Annotated in this window: 23 protein-coding genes and 1 pseudogene; 15 read left to right on the plus strand and 9 right to left on the minus strand. The window is 74.9% G+C overall.

Annotated features, from left to right (window positions below; all coding sequences use genetic code 11):
• Window positions 1-136: 136 nt before the first annotated feature.
• The 3 genes and pseudogenes from V2S66_RS26795 to V2S66_RS26805 form a co-directional block, all read right to left on the minus strand.
• A pseudogene (locus tag V2S66_RS26795) lies at window positions 137-337 on the minus strand (MbtH family protein); the annotation flags it as partial.
• 139 nt (window positions 338-476) lie between these two features.
• Window positions 477-674 (minus strand): hypothetical protein, encoded by a 198-nt coding sequence (locus tag V2S66_RS26800; protein WP_330799256.1) that lies wholly within the window; start codon window positions 672-674, stop codon window positions 477-479.
• Between the two features lie 224 nt (window positions 675-898).
• On the minus strand, window positions 899-2479 hold the full coding sequence (locus tag V2S66_RS26805) for an RICIN domain-containing protein (RefSeq protein ID WP_330799257.1): 1581 nt from the start codon (window positions 2477-2479) through the stop codon (window positions 899-901).
• A 583-nt stretch (window positions 2480-3062) separates the two neighbouring features.
• Here V2S66_RS26805 and V2S66_RS26810 point away from each other — a divergent pair.
• The 5 genes from V2S66_RS26810 to V2S66_RS26830 all read left to right on the plus strand — a co-directional run bounded on the left by V2S66_RS26810 (window position 3063) and on the right by V2S66_RS26830 (window position 8699).
• Window positions 3063-3254 carry a hypothetical protein gene (locus V2S66_RS26810; RefSeq protein ID WP_330799258.1) on the plus strand — a complete coding sequence of 64 codons (192 nt, stop codon included), beginning with the start codon at window positions 3063-3065 and terminating at the stop codon, window positions 3252-3254.
• Between the two features lie 591 nt (window positions 3255-3845).
• Window positions 3846-5108: a polyprenyl synthetase family protein gene (locus tag V2S66_RS26815; protein WP_330799259.1), complete on the plus strand. Its 1263-nt coding sequence runs from the start codon at window positions 3846-3848 to the stop codon at window positions 5106-5108.
• Complete coding sequence (gene crtI, locus V2S66_RS26820) at window positions 5105-6649, plus strand: phytoene desaturase family protein (protein WP_330799260.1); 1545 nt, start codon at window positions 5105-5107, stop codon at window positions 6647-6649. Before V2S66_RS26815 ends, crtI begins: the two co-directional genes overlap by 4 nt.
• Window positions 6646-7698 (plus strand): phytoene/squalene synthase family protein, encoded by a 1053-nt coding sequence (locus tag V2S66_RS26825; RefSeq protein ID WP_330799261.1) that lies wholly within the window; start codon window positions 6646-6648, stop codon window positions 7696-7698. The genes crtI and V2S66_RS26825 overlap by 4 nt, the downstream gene beginning before the upstream one ends.
• A complete protein-coding gene (locus V2S66_RS26830; protein WP_330799262.1) occupies window positions 7695-8699 on the plus strand; it encodes a DUF5914 domain-containing protein in 1005 nt (334 codons plus the stop codon). The genes V2S66_RS26825 and V2S66_RS26830 overlap by 4 nt, the downstream gene beginning before the upstream one ends.
• 79 nt (window positions 8700-8778) lie before the next feature.
• Here the strand turns inward: V2S66_RS26830 and V2S66_RS26835 are convergent, their stop codons facing one another.
• The 6 genes from V2S66_RS26835 to V2S66_RS26860 all read right to left on the minus strand — a co-directional run bounded on the left by V2S66_RS26835 (window position 8779) and on the right by V2S66_RS26860 (window position 14510).
• Window positions 8779-10338 (minus strand): FAD-dependent oxidoreductase, encoded by a 1560-nt coding sequence (locus V2S66_RS26835; RefSeq protein ID WP_330799263.1) that lies wholly within the window; start codon window positions 10336-10338, stop codon window positions 8779-8781.
• A complete protein-coding gene (locus V2S66_RS26840; RefSeq protein WP_330799265.1) occupies window positions 10335-11141 on the minus strand; it encodes a class I SAM-dependent methyltransferase in 807 nt (268 codons plus the stop codon). Before V2S66_RS26840 ends, V2S66_RS26835 begins: the two co-directional genes overlap by 4 nt.
• A 136-nt stretch (window positions 11142-11277) precedes the next feature.
• Entirely contained in the window at window positions 11278-12465 is a 1188-nt protein-coding gene (locus tag V2S66_RS26845) for a lycopene cyclase family protein (protein ID WP_330799266.1), read from the minus strand.
• 158 nt (window positions 12466-12623) lie between these two features.
• Window positions 12624-13391 (minus strand): GAF and ANTAR domain-containing protein, encoded by a 768-nt coding sequence (locus V2S66_RS26850; protein WP_330799267.1) that lies wholly within the window; start codon window positions 13389-13391, stop codon window positions 12624-12626.
• A complete protein-coding gene (locus V2S66_RS26855; protein WP_330799268.1) occupies window positions 13388-14125 on the minus strand; it encodes an ANTAR domain-containing protein in 738 nt (245 codons plus the stop codon). The genes V2S66_RS26850 and V2S66_RS26855 overlap by 4 nt, the downstream gene beginning before the upstream one ends.
• Window positions 14115-14510 (minus strand): STAS domain-containing protein, encoded by a 396-nt coding sequence (locus tag V2S66_RS26860; protein WP_330799269.1) that lies wholly within the window; start codon window positions 14508-14510, stop codon window positions 14115-14117. The genes V2S66_RS26855 and V2S66_RS26860 overlap by 11 nt, the downstream gene beginning before the upstream one ends.
• 510 nt (window positions 14511-15020) lie before the next feature.
• On the opposite strand from V2S66_RS26860, the gene V2S66_RS26865 reads away from it, so the two are divergent.
• From V2S66_RS26865 to V2S66_RS26910, 10 genes are all read left to right on the plus strand, one after another.
• On the plus strand, window positions 15021-15878 hold the full coding sequence (locus V2S66_RS26865) for an AfsR/SARP family transcriptional regulator (protein ID WP_330799270.1): 858 nt from the start codon (window positions 15021-15023) through the stop codon (window positions 15876-15878).
• Window positions 15879-15968: 90 nt separating this feature from the next.
• Window positions 15969-16619 carry an NADPH-dependent F420 reductase gene (locus V2S66_RS26870; protein ID WP_330799271.1) on the plus strand — a complete coding sequence of 217 codons (651 nt, stop codon included), beginning with the start codon at window positions 15969-15971 and terminating at the stop codon, window positions 16617-16619.
• Between the two features lie 210 nt (window positions 16620-16829).
• Window positions 16830-18419 carry a nitroreductase family protein gene (locus tag V2S66_RS26875; RefSeq protein ID WP_330799272.1) on the plus strand — a complete coding sequence of 530 codons (1590 nt, stop codon included), beginning with the start codon at window positions 16830-16832 and terminating at the stop codon, window positions 18417-18419.
• A gap of 95 nt (window positions 18420-18514) precedes the next feature.
• Window positions 18515-19981 carry a class I adenylate-forming enzyme family protein gene (locus V2S66_RS26880; RefSeq protein WP_330799273.1) on the plus strand — a complete coding sequence of 489 codons (1467 nt, stop codon included), beginning with the start codon at window positions 18515-18517 and terminating at the stop codon, window positions 19979-19981.
• A gap of 203 nt (window positions 19982-20184) precedes the next feature.
• Entirely contained in the window at window positions 20185-20466 is a 282-nt protein-coding gene (locus V2S66_RS26885; RefSeq protein WP_330799274.1) for an acyl carrier protein, read from the plus strand.
• On the plus strand, window positions 20459-21253 hold the full coding sequence (locus V2S66_RS26890) for a dihydrodipicolinate reductase C-terminal domain-containing protein (RefSeq protein WP_330799275.1): 795 nt from the start codon (window positions 20459-20461) through the stop codon (window positions 21251-21253). Before V2S66_RS26885 ends, V2S66_RS26890 begins: the two co-directional genes overlap by 8 nt.
• A complete protein-coding gene (locus V2S66_RS26895) occupies window positions 21250-22017 on the plus strand; it encodes a class II aldolase/adducin family protein (RefSeq protein ID WP_330799276.1) in 768 nt (255 codons plus the stop codon). The genes V2S66_RS26890 and V2S66_RS26895 overlap by 4 nt, the downstream gene beginning before the upstream one ends.
• A gap of 62 nt (window positions 22018-22079) precedes the next feature.
• The gene (locus V2S66_RS26900; RefSeq protein WP_330799278.1) at window positions 22080-23861 is read left to right on the plus strand and encodes a condensation domain-containing protein; all 1782 of its coding nucleotides are present in this window, start codon (window positions 22080-22082) and stop codon (window positions 23859-23861) included.
• Window positions 23858-25243 (plus strand): MFS transporter, encoded by a 1386-nt coding sequence (locus tag V2S66_RS26905; RefSeq protein WP_330799280.1) that lies wholly within the window; start codon window positions 23858-23860, stop codon window positions 25241-25243. Before V2S66_RS26900 ends, V2S66_RS26905 begins: the two co-directional genes overlap by 4 nt.
• Window positions 25243-26379 (plus strand): acyl-CoA dehydrogenase family protein, encoded by a 1137-nt coding sequence (locus V2S66_RS26910; RefSeq protein WP_330799281.1) that lies wholly within the window; start codon window positions 25243-25245, stop codon window positions 26377-26379. Before V2S66_RS26905 ends, V2S66_RS26910 begins: the two co-directional genes overlap by 1 nt.
• Window positions 26380-26393 lie beyond the last annotated feature (14 nt).

Below are 26393 nucleotides of genomic sequence, written 5' to 3' on the forward strand. Positions count from 1 at the left end.
CCGGGGGCGCCCGGCCCGCGCGCACGGCGGTCCGTCACGCGCCGGCGGTCTGCTCCAGCTGCCGCAGCCCGTCCGCCTCTTCCGTCCGGTCCGTCCCGCCGCCCTGCCTCGCCTGCTTCATCCGGTCCAGCTCGTTCATCTGGTCCACCAGGCTCTTGGGGCGCATGTCCGTCCAGTTCTTCTCGACGAAGTCCAAGGCGTCCCCGTGGGTGCCTGCCGCGCGGGCCACCCGCCATCCCTCGGGCACCTCCGCGAAATCCGGCCAGAGGCTGTACTGCAACTCGTCGTTCACCAGGACGAGAAAGGTTCCCTCGGAGTCATCGAATGGATTGGTCACGCTCGGCTCTCCTGTATGTCGTATCCGGAAATAGTGGCCGGCCCTCAGCGGCCCACGTGGTCGGCCCCGCGCTCCCCCCGGCGGACACCCACGTGCCGGCCGGTGCGCCGCGCCCCGCGGGACCCCGAGGCGCCGCTGGTCAGCCGCCCCAGCCGGTGTCGGTCGTCGAGGCGGGAATCGGCAGCGCATGCGAGTGCGCCGCGTTCTCGGCGGAGGTCACACCGACAGAGCCCTCCTGCTGCCCGGTCTCGCCCACAGCGGACCCGGCGAGTTGAACACCGCCCAGGGCGACGACGGCCAGAAGGCCAAGAGAGGCGAAACGAACGGACATCTTCATGATTTCTCCCGGGCGGCTGATCCGACGCGATGTCTCGCTGCGAACACGTTGTCAGCCGCACGGGCCCCACTCCATGGAAGAGGCCCTTCACCATGCTGCCAAGCAGCAAGAAACGACGGCCCGCAAATGCCGCATAGCCGCCTCCGCGCCTGCGTACCGACGGGCGCCGGTGCGCATCGCGGGCCGACCCGCGGGCGAACGCCGCGCTGAAGGCCTCCGCCGTGTCAGACCTGGACGAACTTCCACTGCTGCGGGGAGCCGCCGTTGTCGGTCCACTGCACGACCGCGGCGCCGACATCGGTGGTGTTGCCGTTGTCGAGCGCCTTGCCGCCCTGGCGGCAGGTCAGCTTGTAGGCGCCGCTGCCGACGCTCGTGATCGCCCACTGCTGTTGCGGGCCGCCGTTGTCGGTCCACTGGATGACCGCGGCGCCGTCGGTGGTGGTGTTGCCGTTGTCCAGCGCCTTGCCGCTGAACCGGCTGACGAGCTTGTAGTAGCCCCCGCCGACGCTGGTGACGGTCCACCGTTGCTGTGTCCCGCCGCCGCCGGTCCACTGCATCGCGGGCGCGCCGTCGGCGTTCGCGCTTCCGTTGTCCAGGGCTTCGCCGCTGCGTGCGCAGATCAGCTGGTAGGTCGCTCCGGACACGATGGAGGAGCCGGAGGAGGAGGGCGGGGCGGCCGGGGTGACCGCCTGCATGATCACCGCCCCGATGGATTCGACCGCGCGGGTGTCGTCGCGCGGCGTCTGCGCGTCCCAGCGGTTCCACGTCAGGTTCAGGTCGGTGCGCCGGGCGTTCCACGCCGCGTCCGCGTTGCGCTTCATGAAGTCGTAGTACGGACCCCACTGGTTGTTCTGGCTGACGAACTCGCCCATGCCCCGGGCGAATTCGGACTGCCAGGTGCCCTCCCGCTGCCCGTTGGTCATGATCCCGTTGGTGGTGCGGTCCCGGATCACCCAGTCGACGGTCCGCTTGGCGTCGTCGAAGAGGCTTCCTCCGCCCTGGTTGCGGTAGATCGCCTGGGCCGCGCTGACGAAGGCGCCGGCCGAGTAGACGGTCTCCCCGCTGTCGAGGTTTCCGTTGGCCTGTATCTTCTCGTGCACGGCGCCGGTCGAGCGGTCCAGCAGCGTGTTCCACGTCCAGTCGTAGATCGCCCGCGCCTTGGTCAGATACGCGCTGCCGCCGTTCGACTCGTAGATCAGGCAGCCGAGGATGACCGCGGGGCTGTTGCTCAGAGCGCTCTTCTCGTTCTTGTCGACGCTCCACCAGACGCCGCCGCCGAGGGCGCTGTCCCAGCCCCGGTTGTAGACCCGGTCGAAGGCGTACTTCGCCTGGTTGAGGTAGGTCTGGTTGCCGGTGATCCGGTAGCCGCGGGCGAAGGCCAGTCCGGCCCAGAGCAGGTCGTCGTTGTAGTCGTTCCAGTTCCAGTCGTACAGACCGCCCCCGCCCTGGTTCTGCTGCAGGAAGGTGTCGAGGAGGGCGCCGACCAGGTTGCGGGTGTCCGTGGTCGGGTTGCTGGTGTACACGTCCTCCACGGCTTGGATGTCCAGCGCCTGGCGCCAGAAGTAGTCCTTCTCCGTGTTGTTGAGGGACGTCTTGTAGTAGCGCTGGTTGCCGTTGGAGACGAGGAAGGCGTTGTTCAGCGCTGTGAAGGCCGCGTTGGCGTTGCTGGTTCCCAGCGTGGCTGCGTCGGGCGCCGCTTGCGCGGTGCCCCCGGCGGTCCTGGCGAAGCCTGGGGCGGCTGTCGCGCCGACCACGGCGATTCCGGTCGCCGTCGCTGCCGTGAGGAATGTCCTGCGTCCGATCATGTGCGTTCTCCTTGGTGAGCGCGCGGGTGGGTTCTGGGCTGTGGGGGGGTACCCGCCGAGGTGGTATCCGTGGCGTTGCCCTGGGGGCCTCCCGGTGGTGTCGAGCCGTGGGCGGTCGGTCGGCTGCCGGTGCGGGACAGCACTCAGCGGCTCCACTTCTGCCGGCCGCCGCCGTCCCGTCCACAGCTCGGTCTGGGTGCCGTCGGCCTGGGAGGCGTCGGGGGGCGGCGTTGGGGGGGTGGCGCTGCTGCCGGTCAGGCTGGTGATGGGGCACGAGGCGTTCGCACACGGCCCAGGGCTCGGCAAGGGCGGCGGAGCGCACAGGTGTTGGTGCCACACATAGCTTCTCCAGTGGGGGGAGGACAGCTTCGCGAGGACTCCAGAGCATGGAGCCGACGGTCACCGTTCCGGAGACTGGGCGACAGTGTGTGGTCATGTTTGTTTCAGCGTCAAGACTCGCGCCGAAAGAAACAAGTTCCAACGAGATAAGATGCGTCATACATGAGATCGGACCGCAGGAGCCTCCTGCGACACGTCCGCCCACGCCGCACCGGCCCCCGACCGCCCGACCGCGTACGCGCGGGTGCGGGTCTCCAACTCGCTGTCCGGGTACTACCGGACGGGCACGAGCGGCAAGCGCGTCGTCAACCTGGGCCACCCCGGGGTGTCGGGCCTGCGCGCGCGAGTGCGCGCCGTGTACGCCGACCCCTCGTCGGGCGACCACGTGAACACCACGACGTACAGCGCCTGGTCCTCCCTCTACTTCACCAGCTGACGCGGTCCCCGCCAGGACGGGGACGGGGAGGGCGGCGGCGCGCAGGCCGCGCCGCCGCCCTTCGGCGTACCGCTCGAGCAGGTGACGACTTCGACATGGCGCATCCTCCGCCGGACCCCCTCGGCACGGTGCGACCCCGGCCAGGGGTCGGCGCCCTCAGGTGTGCCGGCGGCGTACCGCTCCCGCCGTCGCGACCGGCAGGGGCCGGACGGCATCCCGCGGACCGCCGCTCGGCGAGGAGGGCCGCGAGCGCTCCTGCGCCGAGACGGCCGGCGGCCGCGACCCGGCGGTCGAACTCGCCGAGAACCACCCCGCGCTCCCCCCCTGCTGACCGCTCCGCCGGCCGGACTCCGCACCGGAACGACCACCGTGGACGGAACCCGGGTCCGCCCTCCGGATTCACCGGGCGCACGGAGCCTCCGCCGGAAGGAGGTTTCCGTGGTCGCTCACAGTGGCGAATGCCCCTCGGTGCGAAGAGTTGTGCTGAGCTGACAGCGGCCCTTGACCGGGCTGGCCTGCGTCGCTGCATCCGCATACCCGCCGCGAGCGGACGATCGCGAGCCGGCCGAGAACGTGAGGAGAGGTCGTGCGATGAGGCGCACCCCTGGGAACCGGCATGTCAGCGGCCGGTACGAGCCACACGAGCGCTCGGTCGACGCCGATGTCGCGGGCGCCGTCGGGCGGGTCCTGACGCGCGAGCTGCGTGACCGGGTCGACGAGGCGGCCGGGATCGACGCGGTCTTCGCCCAGGACGTGGCGGAGCGGGTCGCGCGGTTCGCCCTCGGCGGCAAGCGGATGCGGTCGCAGTTCCTCTGGTGGGGGTTGCGGGCGGCCCACCCCGGAGCGGTCCGTGAACAGGTGGGCGGGGCGCTGCGGATCGGCGCCGCCCTGGAACTGCTCCAGACCTGCGCGCTGGTGCACGACGACGTGATGGACGGCTCCGCCCTGCGGCGCGGCCGGCCGTCGGTGCACCGGGAGCTGGACGTCCAGTACGGATCGCCGAACGCTGCCGGTGCCGGTGGGTCCTTCGGCGACGCGGGCGCGATCCTGGTCGGAGACCTCGCCCTGGCCTGGGCCGACGACATGGTCGCCGACACCGAACTGGCCGCGGGCACGCGGCGAGGAGTCCTCGGCGTGTGGCGGGCCATCCGTGCCGAGATGGTCGCCGGCCAGTACCTCGACCTGCACGGGCAGGCCACCGGCTCTCGCTCTGCGGTCCGGGCCATCCGTATCGCCTGCCTGAAGAGCGCGCTGTACTCCGTCGAACGCCCCCTGGCACTGGGCGCCGCCCTCGCCGGTGCGGACGGATCGGTGACCGCTGCCCTGTGCGCCGCGGGCCGGCCGGCGGGCATCGCCTTCCAGCTGCGCGACGATCTGCTGAGCGTCTTCGGTGACCCGGTGGACACCGGGAAGCCGTGCGGCGAGGACATCCGCCAGGGAAAACCCACCTACCTGATCACCGTCGCCCGGGAACGGGCGGAGGCGGCTGACGACCATGCCGGCACCGCGTTCCTCGACGCCGCCCTCGGCGACGCGGAACTCTCCGACGACGCCCTGGCCCGGGTCCGGGAGTGCCTGGTCTCCACCGGGGCACGGGCCGCGGTGGAGGCCAGGATCGCCGAGCTGGTGGAGCAGAGCGCGGCCCACCTGGCGGCGGCCGGCGGGATCGCGGATGCCCCGCGGGCCAGGCTCCTCGACCTCTTCCAGCGGGTCGCCGCGGGCCGTGACACGACGGGCGGGCAGCGACCGCACCGAGCCGAGGCCGTTCCGGCGGCCGCCGGGACGGCCGCCGCGACGCCCGGCGGGACGGCCGGCGCCCGGCTGGAAGCCCTCGCCGGAGGGGATGCCCGATGAGAACGATCACGGGGCGTACCGACCACGTGGTGGTCGTCGGCGCGGGACTGTCCGGCCTGTCGGCCGCCATGCACCTGCTGGGCGCCGGCCGGCGGGTGACCGTGGTCGAACGCGGCTCCCGGCCCGGCGGCCGGGCAGGCCGGATCGAGCGGGGCGGCTACCGGATCGACACCGGGCCGACCGTGCTCACCATGCCGCACCTGGTGCAGGAGGCGTTCGCCGCCGCCGGCGCGGCCATGGGCGACCACCTGGAGCTGCTACCGCTGCACCCCGCCTACCGGGCCCGGTTCGCCGACGGCGGCGAACTGGACGTGCACACCGACCCGCACGCGATGGAGGCCGAGGTCGAGCGCTTCGCGGGAGCTGCGGCCGCCGCGGGCTACCGGCGGCTGCGGGCCTGGCTGGAGAAGCTGTACGCGGTGCAGATGCGGCGGTTCATCGACACCAACTTCGACTCCCCGCTCCAGTTGCTGCATCCCGATCTGGCCCGGCTCGCAGCGCTGGGCGGTTTCGCCCGGCTCGACCCGGCGGTCGCCCGCTTCGTGCCCGACGAGCGGCTGCGCCGGGTCTTCACCTTCCAGGCGCTGTACGCGGGGGTGCCGCCGGCCCGTGCGCTCGCCGCCTACGCGGTCATCGCGTACATGGACACCGTGGCCGGGGTGTACTTCCCGCGCGGCGGGATGCACGCGCTGCCCCAGGCGATGGCGGACGCCGCGGCGGCGGCCGGCGCCGACCTCCGCTACGGGCACGACGTCACCCGGCTGGAGCGCAGCGGCGAACGGATCAGCGCGGTGGTCACCGGCCAGGCGCGTATCCCCTGCGACGCGGTGGTGCTCACCCCCGATCTGCCGGTCGCGTATCGGCTGCTGGGCCGTACGCCGCGGCGCACGGTACCGCTGCGGCACTCCCCGTCGGCGGTGATCCTGCACGCCGGCACCGACCGCACCTGGCCGGGGCTCGCGCACCACACGATCTCCTTCGGCGCCGCCTGGAAGAGCACCTTCCGCGAACTGACCCGCGACGGCCGCCTGATGAGCGACCCGTCCCTGCTGATCACCCGGCCCACCGCCACCGACCCGGACCTCGCGCCGCCCGGCCGCCACCTGCACTACGTGCTCGCGCCGTGCCCCAACACCGACATCGGGCCCGGCGCCCGGGAGTGGCGGGACCTGGCGCCGCGCTACCGCGACAGCCTGCTCGCCGAACTGGATCGGCGCGGGCTGGCCGGTATCGGCGCGGCCATCGAGGAGGAGTGCCTGGTGACCCCGGCGGACTGGACGGCCCAGGGCCACGCCGCGGGCACGCCGTTCTCGGCCGCGCACACCTTCGCGCAGACCGGCCCGTTCCGGCCGCGGAACCTGGTGCGGGGCATCGGGAACGCCGTGCTCGCCGGTTGCGGCACGACCCCCGGGGTGGGCGTACCGACGGTCATGATCTCCGGGCGGCTCGCCGCGGCCCGGATCACCGGCCTGCGTCCGGCGCGCCCGGTCGCGCCCGCGAGGCCCGCGCGGCGGCCCGCGTCGGAAGGCACCGCGGTATGACGAGCCGTGAACTCGACGCCGCCGGGATCACCGACCCGGCGCTCCGCGCCGCCTACAGCCGCTGCCGGCAGCTGAACTCCCGGCACGGCAAGACGTACTTCCTGGCCACCCGGCTGCTGCCGGTGGAGCGCCGGCCCGCGGTGCACGCGCTGTACGGCTTCGCCCGCTGGGCCGACGACATCGTCGACAGCCTCGACCCCACGCTCACGACCGCCGCCCGATCCGCCGCCCTCACCGCCCTGGAGGACCGGCTGGCCGAGGGGCTCCGCACCGGGAACAGCCCCCAGCCCGTGGTCAGGGCGCTCGCGCACACCGCCGCCTCGTACGCCATCGACCGGCGGCACTTCATCGACTTCATGGCCTCGATGCGGAGCGACCTCGACGTCACCGACTACCCCACCTACGCCGACCTGCGCGGTTACATGCACGGCTCGGCGGCGGTGATCGGCCTGCAGATGCTGCCGGTGCTCGGCACCGTCGTCCCCCGCGAGGAGGCCGCCCCGCACGCCGCGGCGCTGGGGGTGGCCTTCCAGCTCACCAACTTCCTGCGCGACGTCGGCGAGGACCTGGACCGCGGCCGCGTCTACCTGCCCGCGGACCTGCTCGCCGCGCACGGCGTGGACCGCGAACTGCTGGTGTGGGGGCGTTCCACCGGCGCCCGCGACGCGCGGCTCACCGCGGCGCTGGCCGCCGCCGCGGACCTGACGCGGGGCGTCTACCGCGAGGCCGCCCCGGGGCTGGCGATGCTCGACCCGGTCTCCCGGCCGTGCATCCGCACCGCGCTGGTGCTCTACGGCGGAATCCTGGACGCCATCGCCGACGACGGTTACGCGGTGCTGCACCGCCGCGCCGTGGTCCGGCGGCGTCGCCGCGCGGCGGTGGCGTTCGACGGCCTGATCCGGCTGGGAGCCGCCAGGGCGGGGGCCCGGCTGGGTCGGCGGCCCGCCCGGCGGCGGCAGGCGGTGGCAGCAGCGGCACACGGCGGTGCGCCGGCGCTGCCCGCGCGCCTTCCGCGCGACCCGGCGGCCAGGAGCAAGGAGATGTCATGAGGGGCGACCGGCACCGGCGAAGCCCGCTGCGGCTGCGCCGCGACCCGACGGCCTGGGCGGAGCAACGCCCCACCTGGCGGGACGCCGCTCCGGGGCTCATCGCCGGGGCCCTCCATAAGGCGCTGGACCGGCCCAGCGGCAACTGGTACGTGGTCGGCGACGCGCACGCCGTCAGGGACGGCCGTTCCTACGGCCGGACCGTCGGCGGCGTCGAGGTCGTGCTCTGGCGGGACACCTCGGGCACCCTGCACGCCGGGCCCGGCGCCTGCCCGCACCTCGGCGCGCCGCTGAAGGACAGCCCTGTCCGCTGCGGGACGCTCATCTGCCACTGGCACGGGATGGCCCTGGACGGGCGGCCGTTCGCAGGCTGGGAGCCGTTCCCGGCGCACGACGACGGCACGCTGGTCTGGGTCCGGCTCGACCGGCTCGGCGGCGAGGAGCCGCTGGAACGCCCGGTCGTACCGGCACGGCCGCGGGGCCCGCGGGCGCTCACAGCGGTCTACACGGGCTTCGGCGGCTGCGAGCCGCAGGACATCGTCGCCAACCGCCTCGATCCCTGGCACGGGGCGTGGCTGCACCCGTACTCCTTCGTCGACCTCACGGTGGCCGCCACGCCCGCCGACGGCGACAGCGCGGCCGACGGCTTCACGGTGGACGTGTCCTTCAAGGTCGCCGGGCGCGCCGTGGTACCGGTGCGCGCGGTGTTCACCGCGCCCGGGCCCCGCACCGTCGTGATGCGCATCACCGAGGGCGAGGGGCGCGGGTCGGTGGTCGAGACGCATGCCACCCCCCTCGGCCCCGACCGGTCGGGGCGGCCGCGCACCGCGGTGATCGAGGCGGTCGTGGCGGCCTCGGACCGCCGGGGCTTCGACCTCGCCCGTGCTGCCGCGCCCTTGCTGCGACCGCTGATGCGCTCCAAGGCCGGACGCCTGTGGCGCGACGACCTGGCGTACGCCGAGCGCCGCTGGGAGCTGCGCAGCACCCACCGCTTCCCGGGCTGAGCCGGCGGCGGGCGACGGCCGCCGGGTGGCGACCTCCACCAGTTGCCGCGCGGAGGGCACGTGGTCCTCCCCCGCGCTCTCAGTGCTCCCCGAGCCGGGCCAGCGAGCGCAGGAGCGCGGAGCGGCCGCGCTCGGGGACGGTCCACAGCGTGTGGCCGCGCACACCCCACTGCTCCAGCAGTGCGTTCGCCGCGAGGAAACCGGTGGTCGCCGCCCGTTCCATCAACGCGACGGGCAGGTCGGTGCGCACCAGGTCGCCCGCCACGGTCACCGCCGGGTGCGATGTGCGGACGGTGGGACGGTCGGGGAAGCCGCCCACCGGGAAGAGCGGGCAGTCCTCGCGCCATTCGTGCCGCGCGTCGACGGCCTTGGCCCGGCGGGTCTCCGGATACACCCGGTGCAGTTGCTCGAGCAGCCGGTCCTGGGCGGCGGCCCGGTCGTCCGACGCGTAGGCGTAGGCGTGCAGTTCGACCACCGAGCCACCGGTCCGCGCCGACCAGCGCGCCGCCTCGCCCTCCCAGCGCTCCAGCACGCTGATGTTGTCCAGGGGACCGTAGCCGCTGGTGCCGAGGAATCCGGGCCGGTCGGGAGCGACGGGGGTGTCCAGCCACAGCCGGGAGACCAGGAACGGCGGGGCGGTGCGCAGCCGTGCCGCGCGGGCCCGCCACGGCGCGTCGACCAGGTGCGGGGAGGCGGCGGCCAGCCGGCGCAGTCCCCCGCTGTCCAGTGCCAGCACGAGCGCGTCGTACCGCTCGGTGCGGCCCCGCGCGGTCACGGTCGCGCCGCCGTCCGGCGACGAGGCCGCGCCGTCCACCTCGGTACCGGTCCGCAGGTCCGCGCCGTGGCCCTCCAGGTAGCGGCCGAGCGGCTCCCACAGGGCCTGCGGGTACGGCTCGCCGGGCACGTCGAAGAGCAGCCCCTCGCTGGAGCCGAGGAAGTAGATGTGGAACATCAGCACCAGTTCGGCCGCCGACAGCTCCCGCGGATCGGCGAAGAAGCTGCGCGAGAACACCTCGAAGGCCAGGTGCCGGGCGGCCGCGGGAAAACGGATCCGGGCGAGGAAGTCCGCGGCGCTGATCGTGTCGAGGCGGTCGTACACCTGCGGGACCCGCACGTCGAGCAGCGGCAGCGCGGCCTTCGGGTTCATCCGGGCCAGGTCGCGCCAGCCGAAGGCCGGACTCAGCGCCACGAAGCCGAGCGCACTCCACGGCGGGGTGCGCGGCACCCGCTTGAAGCTGTCGTGGAGCCCGCTGCTGTGCCGCAGCGGGTAGTCGGGCAGCGCGGTGAGCATGCCGAGCCCCGGCTGGGCGCGCCGCAGCAGGCCCCGCAGGTTGTAGTACTGCCGGAAGAACGCGTGGAAGCCGCGGCTCATGGTCGCCGACGAGCCGTCGGCCAGTTCCGTCGACCAGCCGGCAAGGCGGCCCCCCAGAGTCTCCTGGCGTTCGTACAGCGTGACGTCGGCACCGCGTTCCGCCAGCGCGGTCGCCGCGGCCAGGCCCGCGATGCCGCCGCCGATCACCGCGGCCCGCGGCGCAGGCGTCCCGCAGCGGGCGGCGCCGGGCGGGGCCGGGAGGACACGGGCCCGCCGGTCGCGTCCCCGGCGCGGAGCGCGGCCGCTCCTCGTGCCGCGGGCGTTCACGGACGGCCCTTCGACCGGGACGCGGGATGCGGAGCGGCCGCGGCCGGTACGGCGACCGGTACGGCGACCGGTACGTCCGCGACGAGCGGCACGCTCGGCGTACGGCCGACGACGGTGCAGGTGAGGCCGGTCTGCACGCCGGGCAGCGGGAGCACCCGCACGTCCGCGAAACCCGCCCGCCGCAGGCGGTCACCGAGCGCCGGGGCGGTGTCGAACTGCGCGACACTGTCGTGCAGATGACGGTAGAGGGCGGCATCGCCCGACAGCCGGCCCAGCGGCAGCACGACCGCCGTGCACAGCGCCTTCCACGCCATCCGGTCGGCGGCGCGGCCGCCGAGCGCGTACTCGTGCAGAGCCAGCCGACCGCCAGGAGCCAGTCGTTCGTGGACGGCGGCGAGCACGCGGTCCCGATCGCCGACGTTGCGCAGCAGGTAGGCGGCGAAGGCCGCGTCGTACAGGCCGCTGGTGACGCCCTCCTCGGCGAGGCGCTCGACCGGCGCGTGCACGAAGGACACGCCGGCGGGCCACGGTTTGGCCGCCGCGCGCTCCAGCATCCCGGCGGAGGAGTCGACCGCGGTGATCTCGGCGTACGGCGCGGCGGCCAGCAGCGCGGCGGTGGACGAGCCGGTGCCGCAGCCCAGATCGAGCAGGCGCAGTCCGGCACCGCCGTGCGGCAGCCGCAGCCGCCGGGCGGAGCGGCGCAGGTGTGCGTGGTAACCGGGGCTCAGGGCGGTCAGCCGGTCGTAGGCGAGGGAGCCGTGGTCGAACGCCGACGACAGCGCCTCGTCGCGCAGCAGTGGCATGAGGGCCTTCTCTTTCGGTGACGGGGCTTCGGTGACAGGGCGGGCTGGCGGCGTCGGCCGGGTGTCCACCGGTGGACGCGGCGGCCCGGCGGGCCGAGGTCGCGTGCGGCCCGGACGGGGGCCGGTCGCACGGGCGTCAGGGCGGCGGCCTCCTTCGCAGAAAGGGCACTTCGGCCACGGTCCGCAGCATCGGTCCCACGGGGGTGCCCAGCCCGATCCGGACGTCCTCCCAGGGCCGGGAGCCGCCGTCGAGGAACCGCAGCAGGCGCTCGGTCGGCACCTGCCGGAAGAGGCCGCCGAAGAAGTCGGAGCCCTCCACGCGGCCGGTGTCCAGGGCGCGCAGCAGCACCGCGTCCATCGCCCGGGAACGGCGCGAATGCGGCGCCGGGGGCAGCGGGGTGCGGCCCGCGAGCAGCGCGGCGGCCACCGCTCGGGTCTGCCGCTGCACAGCGGCGAAGGTGTAGCCGGTGGAGGCCCGGGTCGCCCCGCCCGCGGTGCCGATCCGGAACACCGCGCGACCGGAGCGGCGTGCGAACCGCCCGTCGGTCATCGGGATCACCCCCTGCTCGACGTCCAGGACGCGGAACGGGCCGAGCCCGAGGACCTCACCGGTGTACCGCGACAGCGCCGCCTCGTACGCGTCGGCGCCGAGCACCGCGGCGGAGAACTCGGTGTACTCCACCAGCGCCTCGCGCGGACCGAGAGGCAGCACGTACCCGAAGGCCATCCCGTGCGCCGGCTGCGGAACCCGAAAGTCCATCAGGTCGGCGACCGCGTCGTCGAAGACGGCGTCCTCGGTGCGCACGAACCACCCGCGGAAGTGCTGGAGCAAGGTCGTCCGCGCGGCCGGCAGCCGGGACGGCGGACGGGAGTCGAAGACCCACCGGGCACGCAGCTCAAGGGGCCGGCCGGCCGCGTCGTGCCCGCGCACCCGCGCGCCACCCGGGACGTCCTCGATCGCATCCACCACGGCCTCCGACCGCCGGCAGCCACCAGGCCCCGACAGCCGCTCGCCGACGAGGCGTTCGAAGGCGCCGGACCGCAGCATCTTGTACCGGAGGGGTGCCGGATTCCCCACGGTGGTCCTGCCGTCGCGGCCGCGCACCCGCAGCCGATCCCACGAAGCGGTGAGCGCGGCGTCGTACCGCCCCCCGGGTGGCTCCCAGAAGCACCAGGTGCGCTCCGGCGGGCGCAGCGGCCCGGGCGGGGCCTGCACGAGCACCACCTCGGGGCGCCGGGGGCCGCCCGAGGGCGCGCACAACTCATGAGCGAGTGAGAGCCCTGCCGCTCCCGCACCCACGATGACGACATCCGCTTCCTGCACCCGCTCGCCCTCCTTCCCGTCGACGCCGCTCGACTCCGCCGATCTTTTCGCGGCGGACCGCGGAATCGCGGCGGACGGGCCGTGCGGCACGGCGGATGTTCAGCGTGACGGCGCACACCACTCGGTCGGGCGCGGGCAGCCGGGGAGGTGCATCCGGATCAGGTCGCGGAGGGCGGGGCGGATGGCGAGGTCGCGGGCGCGTTGCGGATCCGCTCGGTGTCGTAGCTGCCTTCGGCGATCTCCCGGGCGAGTTGGGAGAGTTTGAGGCTGTGGGCGCGGGCGTAGGCGCGGAAGACGCTGAAGGCCTGGTCGACCGGGAGTTGCCAGCGTTCGGCGAGGATGCCTTTGGCCTGCTCGATGACGATGCGGCTGGTGAGGGCGTACTGGAGCTGGTCGCGTTCGGCTTCGGTGTGGGTCAGGGTGCGCTGCTGCAGGATCGCGATGGTGGCCACGTCTGCCAGGGCCTGCGCGAGGGTGAGGTCCGCGGCGCTGAGCGGGTCGGGGTCGGTCTGGAAGAGGCCGAGGGCGCCGATGACCCGTCCGCGCAGCCGCAGGGGCAGGGCGTTGGTGACGACGAAGCCGGTTTCCCGTGCTCCCCGGGTGAACTGCGGCCAGGCCACGGTGACATCGGCGTCGGTGAGGTCGATGTGGGTGCGCGGCCGGCCGCTTCGGTAGCACTCGACGCATGGGCCCTGCTCGTGCTGGAGGGCGAACAGTTCCAGCAGCCGGGTGTGCTCGTCGGAGGCCGCCAGGACGTGCAGGGCTCCGTTGTCGTCCGCGAGGAGGATGCCGACGGCCGCCACCTCCAGGAGCTCCTCGCAGCGCACGGAGAGCCTCTGCAGGAAGTCGATGACGTCGAAGTCGGCGGTCAGGGAGTCGGCGACCTCCACGAAGACCTCGGTGACCTGCTGCTCGCGGGTGGTCATGGCGTCCAGTCCTTGTCTGCCGCGGGGGGAAGGGGTTCGGTGCCGGGAGCCAGGCGCAGTCGTCTGGCCACGATGTCCTGAGCGGTGTCGGTCAGCGTGCGGCCGGTGCCGTAGGCGTGCGCGCGCAGGCGCAGCAGAGCTTCGGCCAAGGGTACGGCGAGCTGGACGCTGACCATGCCGGTCGCCTGGTGGACGACCGCGTGCTGGAGGAACGGCAGCGCACCGGAGTCCTCACGCGCCAGCACCGCGGGGCTGCCGTCTTCCAGCAGGTGCATCGTCAGCGCCGCCGCCAGGGCGAGAGCGTCGTCGCTCTGATCTCCCGTCAACGGGCCGGGAGTGCGGCGTACCGCCGTGAGCACGCCGAGGGCGATCGCGCCGATCCGCAAGGGGAAGCAGAACACCGCCCGCACCGCCTGCCCGGGCACCTCCGCCGTCAACGCGGGCCAGCGACCGGGGCGGACCTGCGCCAGGTCCGGCACCCGCACGGTCAGGCCGCCGGCCAGGCAGTCCGGGCCCGGACCCTCACCGAGGGTGGACTGCAGGTCCTCGAAGCCACGGGAGACCTCGTCGGAGCACCACAGGACCTCCCCGGCACGCGCTCCGGCGGCCAGGGAGACCGCGACGCCGTCCACGGCCAGCGCGGCAGCGCAGGCGAGCGCGACGTCCACGCCGTCGCCGGCTCGGTCGCGGTCCTGGAGCAGCCGCAGAGCCTCGGCCGTGCGGTCACCGATCACCGGAGACCACCGACCGGCCCGGCATCAGGAGGGCGGAGGGGAGCCGCGCCCGGGCGGAAGAGGACCCGGCGGCGGGGTCGTCCAGCAGGAAGGCGCTGGCGGTGAGGTCGAAGACCCGTCGGACCGTCGGCGTCGCACCCCGCAACCAGAATCGCCCCCCGGTGGCGCCCACGTACAGCGACGCGGTCAGAAACGCGTTCAGGCCGCTGGCATCGCAGAAGGTGAGCCTGGTCAGATCGACGACGATGCTGCCGGCCCCGCGGCTGACGCAGCCCTGGACCGCGGAACCCACGGCTGGAGCGGTGGCCAGGTCGATCTCGCCCTCCAGGAAAATGGTCGCCCGGTCATCGCACCGGTGGAGCGTCATCGTACGCATGGCGGTCATCACGCCTCGGTTCCCGGGCTGCCAGCGGCGGGCGAACCGACGATCTCCGCCCACCCGCAATCGGACATGAGGGCCGCACCCGGAGAACGAAGACGATGCCTCCACGCCGGAGGCAGGCGGAGATCCGACCGCAAGCGCGCCGGATACCGCGGAAGGTCTTCATCGGGTCAGCCACGCCAGGGGCTGGGACGCGGCCGCCAGCCTACACACCATCATCGCTCCGCTCCACATGCGCCCGCTCGCCGGCACGTGGGGAGCGGGCGGCGTCAGACACCCAGAAGCCGCTTATCGCGCGGCGCAGTCGAAGGTCACCTGGAACTGCTCGGCCGACGGCAACGGCGCACCCTGGCAGCGCGCTGCCCGGCCCTTGCGCCCCTTGCTGCCGCGTACCCGAAGGTCTGGACTTCCAGGCGCACTTCCACACGCCGTTCCAGCCGCGCTTCCACATCGGTGCCGCAGGCTTTCCCACGGTCGACCGGCCGACCGGCGGTCCGACGGAGGGAGAGGTCTATGCGCGTTGAGGAACGGGTGGACGCGGCCGTGGAGGCGGCCGCGCCGCAGACGGCGGCATCCCCGACAGGCGCGGGCGCGACGGGCGGGCCGTCCGCGCCGGACTTCCGGCTGCTGGGCCCGGTGCAGGCGTGGACGGGCGGGCGGCCGCTGCCGCTGGGCGACCGCAAGCAGCGCCTCGTCCTGGCGATCCTGCTGCTGGAGGTGAACCAACTGCTTCCCGTGGAGAGGCTGGTGGACCTGGTCTGGCCGGACGTGCCGCCGCCGAGCGCGCGCCGCACCCTCCAGGCGCACGTCAGCCGGCTGCGGGCGACCCTGGCCCGGGCGTGCCCGCAGGACGCGACCCTCGTCCGGCACGGCGCGGGATACCGGCTGTCCTGCGACCCGCGCCTGATCGACGCGCACGAGTTCCGGCGGCTGTTCGACCTGGCCCAGCGCACCGGCGACCCCCGGGAGCGTGCCGCACTGCTCGACCGCGCGCTCGCCCTGTGGCAGGGCCCGGCGCTGGCCGACGTCACCACCGAGGAGTTACGGATGCGCCTGTGCCACGGCCTCCACTCGCTGCGGCTGGCCGCGCTGGAGGAGCGTGCCGAGGCGTACCTGCGGCTCGGCCGCCACCTGTCGCTGCTGGACGAGCTGACCGGCCTCGCCGCCCGGCACCCCTACCGGCAGCGCATCACCGCGGCCCTGATGGTCACGCTCCACCGCAGCGGCAGCACCGCGGAGGCCCTCGACGCCTACCAGCGGACCCGGCAGCGGCTCAACGACGAACTCGGGATCTCCCCGCCCCCCGAACTCCAGCGCCTGCACCTCGCGATCCTGCGCGGCGACCCGTGCGAAGCGGGCACAGACGCATGACGGCAGGTCAGGAACCCCACGGACAGGGTACGTTCAGGCACGCGTGAGCCGGGACAGCCGCCCGGCCCGAACACCGGGGTGGGAGCAGGCATGACGAGGATCGGCATACTCGGCACCGGCATGGTCGGCCGTACGCTCGGGACGCGGCTGGCCGCGCTGGGCCACGAGGTGGTCATGGGCGCGCGGCAGGCCGGTCACCCCGGCGCGCGGTCGTGGGCGCGGGAGACCGGGGGCGGCGCCGGCGACTTCGCCGAGGCGGCCGCCCACGGCGAGCTGCTGGTCAACGCGACCGCGGGGGCGGGCTCGTGCGCCGCGCTGCGCCAGGCCGGCGAGGAGAACCTGGCCGGCAAGGTCGTCCTCGACACCTCCAACCCGCTCGACTTCGGAGCCGGCTTCCCGCCGTCGCTGCGTCCGGTGAACACCGACAGCCTGGGCGAGCAGCTGCAGCGGGCCTTCCCCGCGGCCCGGATCGTGAAGACCCTCAACACGGTGCTCGCCAGTGTCATGGTCGAGCCCGACGAACTCCCTGAACCGCACGACGTGTTCGTCGCGGGGGAGGACGCGGACGCCAAGCGGGTGACGCGGGACCTGCTCGTCGAACTCGGGTGGAGCCCGGAGCACGTCATCGACCTCGGCGGCATCCGGGCCTCGCGCGGCACCGAGATGTACATCGCGCTGTGGCTGGCCTTGGACGCCTCGTTCCAGACGGGGAACTTCAACATCCGCGTCGTGCGGCACTGACGGCACGCGTCCTCGGCTCCCCGGCCTCCCGGCGGCCTCGCCGGGACGGCGGGCCGCCGCCCCGCTCCGGCCGCAGCACCGCCGCATGACCGCCACATCGTGACCGCATCGCCACCGCATCGCCACCGCATCACCGCGGTCCCAGACTCACCCCGAGCACCACCCTGCGTCACTACGGCAACTCTGAGCGCGGCGAAGCGAGGAGCGACGATGCAGCAAGGGCAACGATCCGGGCGGCCGGCGGCGAGCGACGTCCTCGACGCGGGCCCGGAGCCGGGCGGGTTCCCGGCCGCCGGGCTCCCGGCGGGCGGGACCGTGCTGACGCGGGACGCCTGGGACCGCATGGCGGTGTCCGCGCCCCCGGCCGCACAGGTCGGCGCGGGCGCGCTGCCGGCCGGCCTCGCCGCGGCGCTGTCCCTGATCGACGAGGGGTTCGCGACCGGCGGCCCGGCGCGCCCCGGAGGCGGCCGGGCGGTGCCGTCCGCGGGCGCCATCCACCCGTACGAGTGCCACGTGGTCACCGCGGACGCCGTGTACGCGACGGACGCCGTGCGCCGCAGGGCGTTCCGCACCGGGGCCGTCGACCCCGCCGCGCTCGCGGCGGCCGGGCTGCGGCGCCCCGCCGGGGACCGGGCGCTCGTGGTGATCGCCACCCGCCCGTGGCTGTCCATGCGCAAGTACGGCGACCGCGGCTACCTGTACACCCAGCTGGACACCGCGCACCTCGCGGTGAACCTGCTCGGCCTCGCCTCCCGGGCGCCTTCGGGCGCCGACCTGCGCCTGCGGCTGCGCCGTGAACCGCTGGCCGCACTCCTGGGCCTCGGCGACCGCTGCCGTGAGATCCACTCCGTGCTGCGGGTCGGCCCTGACGGACGGGCCGCGCCCGCCTGGACGGTGTACGAGACGGGGCCGGCCGTCGACCAGCCGTCCTGGCTGGAGCGGGCGTGCTGGGAGTCCCTGCGGCCGGTTCCGGCCGACCACGGCGACGGCGGTGCGCAGGACGCCGTGCCGGTAGGGACCTCGGGGGCGGCCGCGGCCGGGCCCCCCGCCGCTGCCCCCGCCGCTGCCCCTGCCGCGGGCGTGGGAAGGGCCGCCTCCGGCGGCGTCCTGCTCGCCGGCTCCGCGGGGGGTATCCCGCTGCCGGCCGGCGGCTCGCTGCCGCAGCACGGCGGCACCCTGCTGCCGGAGGCGTGGCCGGCGCTGTCGGCCGGGCGCAGGTCGAGCAAGGGCTTCGCCGCGGGCGCGGTCCCCCGGGCGGCACTGGGCCGGGCGCTGGCGGCGATCGGCACCGAGCTGCGCTGCGACCTGCCCGGTCGGACCGCTCTGCGGATGACCCTGGTGGCGCGCGAGGTGGACGGCCTGCCGGCGGGGGTGTACCGCTCCGGCGGCTTGGACGGCGGCGCGAGCAGCGGCTCGGAGGGCGGCCCGGGGAGCGGCTCGGCGCCGGCGCCGAGCGACGCCGACCTCGTCGCCGCCTGCATGCACCAGGACCACCTCGGCGCCGCCGCCGCTGCCGTGCTCTTCCACACCGGCCGGGACGAGCTGCTCGGCCGGCCGCCGGCCGCGCTGCGGGAGGCGCTGTTCCGTGCCGGCGGACTCGGCCAGCTCCTCTACCTGGGCGCGACGGACGCCGGGCTCGGCGTGACCGGCGTCGGCGGCTTCGACACCCGACGGTGGCGGCGCATGGGATGCCTGCCCGAGGGCGACGAGCTGCTGTACCTCGTCCTGCTCGGCGCGGACGGCGGTCCGGGCGTCAAGTGGGACCGCCAGCAGGGGGCGTACGCGCAAGGGGAGCGCTGACCGGGCGCGCCGCCGCGCCCCACCAGCACCAGCACCAGCACCCCGCCCCCGTAATACCCGTACCCGTACCCGTACCCGAAAGGAGACGACGACCGATGGCCGTACTCGCCTCGGCGTTCGGCGACGCGCTCGCCCTGCACGCCGACCGGATCGCGCTGAGTGATCCCGATCATCTGCTGACGTACCGCGACCTCGACCGGCTCGCCGAGGAGGCCGGGCGGTGGCCGGCCGCGCTCGCGGGGGCCGGGGGCGTCGTGCGTGCCGGCATCCAGGCGCCCAACTCCGCCGCGTACGTGGTCGCCCTCCTGGCGATGCTGCGGCAGGGCGTCGTGCCGTTCCTCATCGACGGGGCGCTCGGCCCCGAGGAGGTCGCGTCGATCGCGGACCAGTGTTCGCTCGACCTGCTGGTGCACGAGGCGGACCGCGAGCCGGCGCAGGGGACCGCCGCCGGCGCCCTCGGCGCGATCCTGGAGCTGCGGGTGACCGCACTGCGCCGGGACGGGCGCCGGCACGCGCTGCGGCCCGACACCGAGGTCTGCCGCTTCACCTCCGGGTCGACCGGCCACCCCCACTGCATCGAGTTCTCCGGCAGCGCGGTGTCGCAGGCCGCCGTCAACTGGGCGGCGGGCACCGGTCTGCGGTCGGACGACCGCATCGCCTGCTTCGCCGCGCTGTCCAACGGCCTGGCCTTCAACACCTCGCTGCTGGCCGCCTTCCATGTCGGCGCGAGCCTCCACCTGACCCGCGGGCTGCCGACCGGCGCCCACGTCTCACGGGTGCTGGAACGCACCGCCGCCACCTGGCTGGTGGGCTTCCCCGCGCTCTACGAGGCCGCGGTGCGCCGCGGTCTGGACCGGTCGGTGTTCGACCGGGTGCGGATCGCGATCTCGTCGGGGGCGCCCCTGCGCCCGGAGACCCGCGCGGCCTTCACCGAGCTGACCGGGGTGCGCATCTCGAACTACTACGGGGTCGCCGAGACCGGACCGCTCACCTTCGACCCGCACCCGGGGGCGGCTGCGGCCGACGACGGGGCGGACGGCGCCGCACTGGGCACGCTGCTGCCCGGCGTGGTGATGGAGGCCGGCGGCGAGGCGCCCGCCGAGATACGGGTGCGCAGCGCGTCGATGGGGTCGGGCTACCTCAACGCGCCGGGGCTCTTCGAGGCGCGCGTCGGAGCCGACGGCCTCTACCGGACCGGGGACCACGGGGTGCTGCGCGGCAGGGAGCTGTTCCTGACCGGGCGCACCTCGCGGATGATCAACTTCGGCGGCCGCAAGGTCGACCCGGTCGAGGTCGGCAACGTGTTGCGGCTGCTGCCCGCCGTCCGCGACGCGGTGGTCTTCGAGGTCACCGACCGGCACGGGTCGCCCGCGGTGGCCGCCGCGGTGGTGGCCGAGCCGGGACTCGACGTGCCGGCGCTGCGCGCGCACTGCAGGACCTCGCTCGCGGAGTACAAGGTGCCGGGGTTCTTCCGGCTCGTCGACGAGATTCCGGCGAACGCCATCGGCAAGCCGTCCCTGGACGGGCTGCGCCGGCTGGTGGGCGCGGACGACCACGGCTGATCCGCGGCTCGCCGAGGGCCTCCCGGCGAGCCGGCTTCCCTCAGGACGGGACCTCGGCGCCTCAGCACCCCGGGAGTGCGGGACCGCAGGACCTCAGCCGCCACGACCTCAGCACCCTCAACGCCCTCAGCACCTCAGCTCATCAGCGCCCTCAGCACCTCGTCAGGACCGCAGGACCATCCAGCACCCAGGACGGGACGGACATGACCGCACCGCAGACCGAGCAGCACCAGGACCTCCGCGCACAACTGGTGCGCCTGATCATCGAGTCCAGCGACGGCGACCTGAGCAGGACCGAGGTCGACGCGGCCGCCGGCTCGCTCCGCGACCTCGGCTACTCCTCGCTGTCGTACATCCGGTTGATCGACGGCATCGAGAACGAACTCGGCGTCTACATCGACCCGGACGCGGACGCCGAGTCGTTCGCCACGCTGGACCGCCTGGTCGGGCTGGTCCAGCAGAGCCGGGAGGGTTCCGGTGGCTGAGCCCTCCGCGCCGCGGGTCGGCGTGGTCGGCCTCGGCCGGCTCGGCCGCGCGGTGGTCGACGCCTGCGGGCGGGCCGGACTGCCGGTGGTCATGACCGCGTCCCGCGGATCGGGCTGGCGCGTCGACGCCGAGCCCGAGGTCATCGTCGACGCGTCCTCGCCGAGCGCCCACGAGGCGGTGCGCCGCAGTTGCCTGCGCCACGGCGCCGCACTGGTCGAGTGCGTCTCCGACCTGGACGACGCGCAGTGGCGGGCGCTGGCGGACCTGGCGGGGGCGGTGCCGGTGGTCCGGGCCACCAACCTGGCGATCGGCCACCACCTGCAGCGCACGGTGGTCGGTCTGCTGGCCGCTCTGGGCGTGCAGGCCGCCTACCCGGCCGAGACCGCGGTGCACGAGCGGCACCCGGCCAGCAAGGCGCACCGGCCGAGCGCGACCGCCGTGGCGCTCGCGTCCTGCTGGCGCGCGGGCAGCGGCACGGAGGTCGCGGAGATCGGCTCGCTGCGGGCCGGCCCGCCGGTCAGCGACCACGAGGTGATGTGGTCGTGGCCGGCCGAGACGCTCCGGCTGCGGCACTCGGTGCGGCGCATCGACGCGGCCGCGGCGGGCGCCCTCGCGGCGGTCCGCTGGACCCGCGGGCGCGCGCCCGGACTGGCCGACATGGCGGGGGTGTTCGACGACCTGCTGGCGGCGGCGTCCTCCCGCGCCCCCGCGCGGGACGACGCCGCGCGGCTCCCGGGCGGCGCTCAGCATCCGACGAACGACCTCGCGCCGAGGAGCGGTTCATGACCACGGCCCCGACCGGTTCCCGCGACACCGCCGCCGCGGCGCCCGCGCCGGTCCGCCGGCTCGTCGCCCAACTCGCCCTCGGCGCGCGGATGCTCTCCCTCGACGGCCACGACGACTTCAACCAGGGCCAGATCTCCGCCCGGATGCCGGGCGCCGGCGCCTTCCACATCAAGAACGCGCTCTGCGGGTTCGACGAGGCGAGGCCCGAGGACGTCGTGGCGGCCCCGGTCGACGACCGCGAGCCCGCACCGCGCACCGCGCCCCCGGAGCTGCCGTTGCACCAGGCGATCTACCAGGCGCGGCCCGACGTGAACGCGATCGTGCACAGCCACGCCCCGCACACCCTGGTCTTCGGCGCCACCGACCTGCCGCTGCGGCCGGTCTCGCACGACGGCGCGTACTTCGTGGGCCGCACCGGCCTGTTCACGCAGACCAGCAACACCGTGCTCGACATCGCCACCGGCGCCGCCATCGCCGAGGCCCTGGGCGACCGGCCGGGGGTGCTCCTGCGCAACCACGGCGGCGTCGTGGTGGGCAAGAGCGTCCGGCACGCCGCGGTCCTCGCCCAGGTGCTGGAGCACGCCTGCCGACTGCAGTTGCTCGCGCAGTCCTCCGGCGCCCCCTACCACTGGTCCGACGCGCGCGACGTGCGGCTCAAGCGCGACTTCGTCTACGCGGACCTGTCCGTCCGCTCCTACTGGGACTGGGCGGTGCGCCGCGTCGCGCGCGTCTGGCCCGAGAGCGCGCACTGGCTCGCCCCCTGAAGCACCGGCCGGCCTCCCCCGGCGCCCCTCACCCCACTCACGGACGGCAGGAAGACAACCCCATGGACGACGACTCCCGGTACGACCCGCAGGCCGGCCGCGCCCTGCCGGCGCGCTTCTCCGGCGGCAGCGCCCGCAGCGGCCCGGTCACGGTGGGCCAGGCGAACATGCGCCGCTGCGTGCTGCGCGACGACCCGGCCCACCTCAACGCCTGCCTGGTGCTGCCGGTCCCGGACGGCGTCGGCCTCGACGCGCTCGCCGACGCGGTCCGCGTCCTTGCGCTGCGCCACGAGTCACTGCGCACGCTCTACCCCGTGGACCCCGAGCTGCAGCAGGTGGTGCTCGGCGAGGGCGGGTTCACCCTCCGCGTGCACGAGGCGGACGAGGCGGACGGGCCGCCCGGGGACGTGGCGCGGGCGGTGGGCGAGCGGCTGCGCTCGGTGCGCTTCGAGCCGCGCACCGAACTCCCGTTGCGCGCCGCGGTGGTGACCGCCGGGGGCCGTCCCCGTCACATGGTGCTGGTGCTGTGCCACATCGCCGTCGACGCGGCCGGGATCGACCTGCTGACCGCCGAGTGGCACGCCGTGCTGGCCGGGCGTGCACTCCCGGAGCCCCCCGCGGTGCAGCCGGTGGACCTGGCGCTGACGGAGCATTCGGAGCTGGGCCGCCGCCGCCTCGCCTCCTCCCTGCGGTACTGGGAGAACCAGTTGCGCACGACCCCCCAGTCGATGTTCGCCGTGCCCGGCGTGGGGCCGTGCGACTGGATGCTGGGCAGGCTGCGCGTACGGTCGCGGTCCGCGGCCCGCGCGCTGACCGTCGTCGCCGAGCGCACCGGGACCAGCCGGGCGACCCTCGTGCTGGCCGCGATGTGCGCGCTGCTCGCCCACCGGCTCGGTCAGCGCACCGTGGTCGTCGCGACCCCGGCCGCCAACCGGTTCCTGCCCGAACTCGCCGACTACATCGGCACGGTGGCGCAGGACGGGCTGGTGTCGGTGCGGACCGACGACGTGGCGACCTTCGACGAGCTGGCCGCCCGGGTGCGCGGCCGCGCGCTCGCCGCGCTGCGGCACAGCTGGTTCGACTACGACGACCTGCTGCCGCGGATCGAAAGGGCCGAACGGGACCGCGGCAGCCACTGGGCGCGCGACTGCGTCTTCAACGACCTGTCCACGCTGACCCTGGAGGGGCTGCTCACCTCGCCGCCCGTCCCGGCCGACGGCGCCGGCCCCTCCCCGCGGGACCGCACGGCCGCGGCCCCGGACGGCGACGTGCGGGTGGACTGGTTCCGCCCCGAGCCCATGCTGACCCGGCTGATGCTGTGGACCGTCCGGCTGGAGGAGGAGCTGGAACTCGCGCTGTGGGCCGACCCGAACCTGCTGCCCGCGGCCGAGGCTGAGGCGTTCGGAGCGGGCGTCGCCCGCCTGCTGGGGGCCGCGGCGGACGGCGACGTCCCCCTGGACCGGCTGGAGGAGCTGACCGGACTGGCCCCGGTGGCGCGCGGCGAGGGCTGGTACCTCGTCGACTCGTGCTGGGTCGACCTCGCCTCGGTGCAGGCGATGGTCGAGGAGGTCGCGGGCGGGCCGAGCCTGGTCGCCGCGGTGCCGGACGACGTGCTCGGCCACCGGCTGGAGTGCTGGACGGCGGGCGGGCACGACCCCGCCGCCCTGCACACCGCGTGCCTGGCCGCGCTCCGGCACCGGCGCCTGGACGCGATGGCCCCGCACCGCTACACCGTGGTGGACCGCGCGCCGGACGACCCGGCGGACCCGGCGGCCTGGCGGACCCGTACGGTGCTCGCCGAGGGCACCGGCCGCACGGCGACCGCCGCGGCGGTGACCTCGTGAGCAGCGACGCGCCCACGGGGGCGAAGGGGAGCGCGGGCGGCCCCGGGAACGACCCCGCGACCGGGGGCGACGCGGCCGCGGGCGACGGGACCGCGGGCGACGGGACCGGTCGGGGCGCCCGCCCCGCCGCCCTGTGGACCCGCGACTTCCGCCTGTACTTCACCCTGCGCACCGTCTCCCTGTTCGGCGACGCGATGATGCCGATCGCCGTCACCATCGGGGTGCTGCACGCGGGTTACGGCGCGTCCGGCGTCGGCTACGCCTTCGCCTCGTGGTCGGCGCCGGTCGCGCTGCTGGTCCTGTTCGGGGGCGTGCTCGCCGACCGCTACACCCCGCGGCTGATGATGGCGGTGTCCGACGTCGCCCGGGTCGGCACGCAGTCGCTGCTGGCCGTGGTGTTCCTCACCGGCGCCGGGCACTTCTGGCAGATCGTCGTCCTGCAGATCGCGGCGGGCGCGGCCACCGCCACCTTCCAGCCGGGCGTGGCGAGCGTGCTGCCGCAGGTGGCCGAGGACGTGCAGCGCGCCAACGGCGTCCTGCGGGTCGCCGAGGCGCTCGTCACGCTGGTGGGCCCGGCGCTGGCCGGCGTGCTCGCCGCCACCGCGGGCTCCGGGACCGTGCTCGCGGTGGACGCGGGCACCTTCGCGGTGAGCGCGCTGTGCCTGGCCGCGCTGCGCACGGCCGGCCCGGGGCCCGCGGCGGACGGCGGCGCGATGATGCGCAACCTGGTGCGCGGCTGGCACGAGTTCAGGTCGCGCACCTGGCTGTGGAGCGTCATCCTCATCTGGTCGTTCTACGGGCTGCTGGTGTTCGGGCCCGCGCAGCCGCTCACCGGCACGGTGATCGTCGGCGAGCACGGCGCCGCCGCCTTCGGGGTGGTGTCCTCGGTGTTCGGCGCCGGCGCGGTCGGCGGCGGGCTGATCGCCATGCGGTTCCGGCCCCGCCGGCCGCTGTTCACCGGCGCGTGCGTGATGGCCTCCTTCGCCGCGTGCCCGCTGGTCGGGGTCTTCCGGCTGCCGGTGCCGGTGATCTGCGCCGGCTGGCTGCTCGCCGGGGTGGGCTTCGCGGTGTGGAACGTGCTGTGGCTGACCACCTTGCAGACGCACGTCCCGGCCGACGTGCTCAACCGCGTCTACGCCTACGACGTGGCCGGCTCCACGCTCATCCTGCCCGTGGGCCGGGTGCTGTCCGGGCCGGCCGCCGGACTCTTCGGCCTCCGGCACGTCCTCGCCGCGGCGACGGTGTTCGCGCTCGTGGCGACGGCCTGCATGGTCGCCGTGCCCGCCGTCCGGTCGCTCCGCCGCGACCCGGCCGACCCGACCCCCTCCTCTCCCGACCCCCTCGACGGCGACGGCCGCGTGCTGACCCCTGGAGTGCTGTGATGACCGTCCCCCGCCTGCTGCCCTCCGCGGAGGCCGAAGACCTGCTGGAGCTGGCCCGCGACATCGCCGACCACGAACTCGCCCCCCGGGCAGCCGACTTCGAGGCGCGCGCCGAGTTCCCCGGGGACGTGCTGCGCACGCTGGGCAAGGCGGGGCTGCTCGGCCTGCCCTACCCCGAGGAGTACGGCGGCGGCGGGCAGCCGTACGAGGTCTACGCCCAGGTGCTGGAGGTGCTCGCGTCGCGCTGGCTGAGCGTCGCGGAGTCCGTCAACGTGCACACCGTCGCCTGCCGGGCGCTGGCCGCCCACGGCACGCCGGAGCAGCGCCGCGCCTTCCTGCCCGCGATGCTCGACGGCCTGGCCCTCGGCGCCAACTGCATGTCGGAGGCCGCGGCCGGCTCGGACGTCGCCGCGCTGGCCGTCCGCGCGGTCCGCGACGGCGACGACTACGTGGTGGACGGCACGAAGGCGTGGGTCACCCACGCCGGCGTGGCCGACCTGTACCTGGTGTACTGCCGCACCTCGGGCAGCGGTGCGCGCGGCATCAGCTGCCTGCTCGCGGACGCGGGCACCCCCGGGCTGCTGCCGCAGCCGCCGGAGAAGAAGATGGGCGTGGCCTCCTCGCCGACCGCCCAGGTGGTCTTCGACGCGGCCAGGGTCCCCGCAGAACGGCTGGTCGGCCGGGAGGGGCGCGGCTTCCTCGTCGCCATGGACTCCGTCCAGGGCGGCCGGATCGGGATCGCCGCCTGCGCGGTGGGCCTGGCGCAGGCCGCCTTCGACTACGCGGTGCGGTACGCCAGGAACCGGGTGCAGTTCGGGCAGCCCATCCTGTCCTTCCAGGGCGTCGGGTTCCTGCTCGCCGACCTCGCCACGCAGATCGCCGCCGCCCGCGCGCTGACGCTGGCCGCCGCCCGGCTGCTGGACGCGGGCCGGCCGTTCGCGGTCGAGGCGGCCAAGGCCAAGCTCTTCGCCACCGACGTCGCCATGCGGGTCACCACCGAGGCCGTGCAGGTGCTGGGCGGCCACGGCTACGTGACCGACCACCCGGTGGAGCGCTGGATGCGCGAGGCCAAACTGCTGCAACTGGTCGAGGGCACCAACCAGATCCAGCGCGTGGTCATCTCCCAGGCGCTGTGAACGCCGCCCGTCGG

This window comes from Actinacidiphila polyblastidii (genome assembly GCF_036353415.1).
Taxonomy (GTDB): domain Bacteria; phylum Actinomycetota; class Actinomycetes; order Streptomycetales; family Streptomycetaceae; genus Actinacidiphila; species Actinacidiphila polyblastidii.